Annotated in this window: 5 protein-coding genes; all 5 read left to right on the forward strand. The window is 38.6% G+C overall.

What is annotated here, in order from left to right; translation table 11 throughout:
- Positions 1–582, forward strand: a 582-nt coding sequence (locus NZM04_08710) for an RHS repeat-associated core domain-containing protein (protein ID MCS7064102.1), incomplete at its 5' end; no start/stop codon positions are given.
- A gap of 379 nt (positions 583–961) precedes the next feature.
- Positions 962–1570: a hypothetical protein gene (locus NZM04_08715; GenBank protein MCS7064103.1), complete on the forward strand. Its 609-nt coding sequence runs from the start codon at positions 962–964 to the stop codon at positions 1568–1570.
- 315 nt (positions 1571–1885) lie between these two features.
- Positions 1886–2734 (forward strand): hypothetical protein, encoded by an 849-nt coding sequence (locus tag NZM04_08720; GenBank protein MCS7064104.1) that lies wholly within the window; start codon positions 1886–1888, stop codon positions 2732–2734.
- A 471-nt stretch (positions 2735–3205) separates the two neighbouring features.
- Positions 3206–3418, forward strand: a complete 213-nt coding sequence (locus NZM04_08725) for a hypothetical protein (protein ID MCS7064105.1) — start codon at positions 3206–3208, stop codon at positions 3416–3418.
- The gene (locus tag NZM04_08730) at positions 3415–3969 is read left to right on the forward strand and encodes a hypothetical protein (protein MCS7064106.1); all 555 of its coding nucleotides are present in this window, start codon (positions 3415–3417) and stop codon (positions 3967–3969) included. Before NZM04_08725 ends, NZM04_08730 begins: the two co-directional genes overlap by 4 nt.
- The last annotated feature ends 928 nt before the right edge of the window (positions 3970–4897 follow it).

Raw genomic sequence — 4897 nt, forward strand, 5'->3', positions numbered from 1 at the left:
TATTTTACGCCGAGCGGTCAGCCGTATTACAGTGCGACAAGGCTGAGGGTAGGGTATACAGGGCGAGAGATGTTGGTGAATACGTGGGGTGGGCTTGGAGCGGGGTTATATGATTATAGAAACCGCATCTATAGCACCACCATCGGCCGCTTTTTGCAGCCGGATCCGATAGGGTTTGATGCTAAGGATGTGAATTGGTATAGATATGTGAGGAATAATGCGGTGAATTGGAGGGATCCGAGCGGGTTAGTTCCAGTTTGGTTTTGGCCTTTTCTTGAGAAAACTGCTGTAGTTCTCACGCTTGTATTAGCAGGTAAGGAGGCCTCAGAGAAGATAAATGGTTGGAGTTCAAGAGGTGGTGGAGGCAATGATAATGGCGGTGGCGGCGGTGATAGCATGGAATATTGTGAAAGATATATCAAAGAAAAAGAATCAATGTGTAATGATGTTGTAATGAGCTTAAAAATAGAATGTGCTAAAAGAAATATGGACTATAAAACATCAGATCACACTTATACATGCCACCCTTTTTCAATAACTTTGCCGTGTGACGGTCATTGCGTCAGGAAGTGTGATAAATGAATAAAATAACTATGACAAATATTAAAAATATATTTCTCAAGATTAAATTTTTATTACTTGTCTTTTGCTTACACCTAATGCTCGCTTGTATCTTGAAATGGTTAAAATTTACTAGCGTTGAGATGGAAATATTAAATCAGAAACGAAAACTTGCACTTGATGAAATAAACTGGTATATAAAGATATCAAGGTCAATAGATATTTTTGCTTCTACCAAATTTACAAGTAGTCACGAGCTTTCACTAATTAAAGTGCTACAAGAATCAGCCGTTCACGCAAACTCAGGCTACAATCTCTGTCAGTGGAGTGGGCAGCTAGTGAGGTTATACAATCTGTCTTCTAAAGAGAAAAAGATTAATTCTGCATCTGAACTTAAACCATGAAAAGATACCGATTCTATAAAAGAATAGGCATATATATATTATGTCTGATAATCGCAGTTGTAATTTTTTCGCCATGGTTTGATTTTTACATAAAATTCTCTAAGAATAGCGAAATCATTTTTCAAGAGATAAAGCGATGGGCTATAGTAGTAAAGTCTCGAAAAATACTGTTTAAGAACCATATAGATTCACAAACAGTTTTGAATAATGAAATAGAAGATTTTAAGAAACAACACCATGTTTTGCCCAAATGGGTTATGTTAACTGAAACATTCTATGGGATGACACAGACTTACATCATTATCTGGAGCGATCCTATGCCATCAGAACTAAGTGCTGTTGACGCAGCTAGAAAAACTTTAGATTATACTACTATGCAGCAAGCTGCTGAGAGTGATAATCTTGATTATATAAAACAATCTATAGCTCGCGTAAACCAAATAGATGAACGTTGTAGAAATCTAACTAAGAGTATTGCTAAAGAATGTGAACAACTGTGTGGTGAAGTGATTACGAACTTTGAGGCTTACAGTATGGGACGTGTAGGTTTTGAAGGTTCCTGTGGTGGAATCTGTGACTCTTTATCTGTCCCTCTAATTAAATAAATGAAAAGGAGACGTAAGTTCCTCGCTATAACCATTGGAATAGATTTTGAGTGAGGAAAAGGGGACGTAGTAGACAAATTATTGAATAAGATATATATGCAACGTAACTAACACACCGCATAGAAATCACGAAGGCAATTTCCGTGTGGATATTCTATGGGATGGATAGGCTCGTCTCCAAGGCGACTCTTCGACATCTCGCCCCAAATATCGTAGAAAAATCAGAACCGGCACAGAGGCAGCCATCCCGTTGCCGGGATCACTTGATCACCCATCTATACGTCTGCAATCATCAAAAACGCTGATAACATTTTCATGAAAAAAGATCTTTACATCTGCGACGACATCGGGCAAGTTACGCAAGTGCAATACGGAACGGTCAACAACGCAAACCCGAGCAAGCCGCAAGGCTGGGCGTATGATCTGGTAGGCAACCGCGCCACACACACCGACTACCTGCAAGAAAACATCCTCGGCAGCACCGCCCGCCTCATCGACCTGCAAGGCACCGAGATCCACCGCACCCGATACGACGTCTATGGAAAAGCCCACCTCGCCGACAGCAGCACAGCGAATAACTTTACCTCCTACAATGCCAGCCCCACCCGCTTCTGGTTCACTGGGCGCGAAATGCTTGCTAAGACAAACGGCGGCATCGGCTCAGGTCTATACGATTTGCTTCCCGAGCCTATACAGAGTGCGGCCACCGGCTCGAAGGAAGGGTCGCCGTTACCGGCTAGGTATTACCGCAACCGCGTTTATAGTACCGTTCACGGCCGCTTCCTACAGCCGGATCCGATCGGCTTTAAGGCTAAGGATGTGAATTGGTATAGATATGTGGGGAATGGGGTGGTGAATTATATAGATCCGATGGGATTAATAAGTAGCAGCACAGGTTATAATCCATTTTTAGATAGGTCAGACGATTTTAGTCCACCAGATTATTTGCCTGTGGATGCTCCCTCGAACGCATGTGGGTGTTGCAATGATGAGCATATTGATGCTTTATTTAAATTTAGTTTAGTCGGTGCGCTTTGTGGAAGTAATCCATTGACCCCTGCGCCTTTGATTCCGATGGGATTAGTTATATGTGTGAATGCAATAAGAGATTATCTTAATTCTATAAGAATTTTAGATGAATGTATCCGAACTAAGTGTGCGTGATGAAACGAAGATTTGCAATGATTTTATATGGAATGGTGTGCTTTCTATTCGTCCTATTGATTTCTTTAATAGGAAAAGATGTAGATAAATTGTATCAAGCTATTATACTATTGATGATGTATATATTTTTTCTTCATGAGCGAATTTACAGAATTGAGGAATACATAGGCAAGAGTGAAGACCTGGAACAGCAGGAAAGTCAGAATGATTCAAAGAAATCAGATGAGTATTAGAGATAGATATACAAAACAGAACAAAAAATAGGGTTATCTTGATATAGTAATTTAATGTAATGGGTTTTTAATTAGATTAAGCCATGACAGTCATAACATGGATAAAAACAGAAATCTGGCACGTTCAGCAACACGGGGATAAGAATAACCTGTATGTGGGATGTGGTGCTGATGATTTGAATTAGGGAGGATTTGGTGACGGTCACAAGATGAAAGATACTAATGATGGGGGGGGGACTTGCCAGCAGAAAAATTATGTGAAGCAGTTAAACAGGCAATAGAAGAGGCTGAAAAGCGGAAGTGTGCCGATCCTAAATGCTGCGAGGTAGATATTCAGATAATATGTCTTTCTCATGGTGGTGAATATGGAGATTCACCAGTAAAAAAAGATATGGAAAGTGGGGGATGCGGATACAAATGCAACACTACAGAGAACGTAAAGTGCAAATGAAAATTATATACGTAATAGCAGCTATTTTTTTGAATTTTGTATGTGTAGTTAATGGAGAAGTAATATTTCAGCATCATCACAGAGAACTTAGTATAGAAAAGTATATAACATTTCCCTATGATAAAATCGATGTCACTTACATATCATGCTTAGATTGCACCATATTGAGACTACTGATTATGGATAAAAAAGGAAGGATCATAAATATCACGAACGAGTTTAGAGATATCTACGATAACACCGGGCAAGTGGTATTAAAGGAGGAAAGATTTATCAATGTAGAAGCCTATGAGGGAGTAAACTTTGAAGAACTTAAAATGAAATATCAAAGAAATGGAGATAAATTAGCCATCAAAAAACCAGTCTACAAAAAAAGAGTAATAGCTACAGAGAATGAACTAAAAAAGTTGCAGGAATACCTTGTCGATCTTTATCTTTTTATTGTTTTGAAGAAAGATGAGATGCCTCAGATAGAGAGTATAAATCAGTATTTTATGTCAAAACATATTTTGAGGTTAAGAAGAGAAATATATGGGTGGCATAATAAGTAAGATTTAAATCAGAATAGTAAATTTGAACAAATGTATATAGTAGCAAGTGTTGACATGAATTCCACGATAGTGGGCATAATTCTGTATTAGTGAACATAATTAATGACTTTAGTTGTAGGACCATTACTATCGGAAAGACCCGTGACAATTACTTGAGAATGTAAAATGATATGTTGTGATCACCATGGCAATCAGACATTAGAGTTTAGGACTGCATTTGTCCGGAAGCATCGATTTACACTTGGAGCTGCCGATATAAGTCGAGGGTATTTAGACGATTTTATTGATGATGATTTAGGATCTGGAGCTGCATCAGTAGCCACAGATGCACAATCAGAAAAACTTAGAGATATGGAAATTGAATTCCATAATACAGAAATCAATAAATACAAAAAAAATTATGATCATGAATGTCGATTTAAGTGTTCTAAGTAATTTTATAGATTATATAAATTTATTGCGGATGCTGATGGCAATATTAGTCATGGTCGGTCTCATAGCATTAGTCTACAGAAGAACCGATTGTATATATATTTTGCATATTTAATTTTCAACATGTTGAGTCAAGAGATTTTTGACACGCCATATGTGGATTGGGGGCATAGAAAAAGATTTTTGGTATCTTTAGCCATGAACACGCTGGCGATTGCTTCATTGTTAGCGTATGTGATAACGAATTTTTTGAAGGTATATTTGCGTAATAGGCAGCAATGAATATGTAAAAGCGACGTGTTAAGAAGGAATAACACGGTTCATTCATAAGGGATTTCAGTCAATATTACAGGAAAGGGCAGATCAAGGAAGTGAAATATAGCACATTAGACAACGCGAATCCGCAGAGGATACAGACGTGGGATTACGATGCGGTGGGGAATCGGTTGGTGCAGACGGATAGTCAGGCAGGGAATACGACCTACGGAGTTGGGAC

The sequence above is a fragment of the Candidatus Methylacidiphilales bacterium genome, assembly GCA_025056655.1.
Taxonomy (GTDB): Bacteria; Verrucomicrobiota; Verrucomicrobiia; order Methylacidiphilales; family JANWVL01; genus JANWVL01.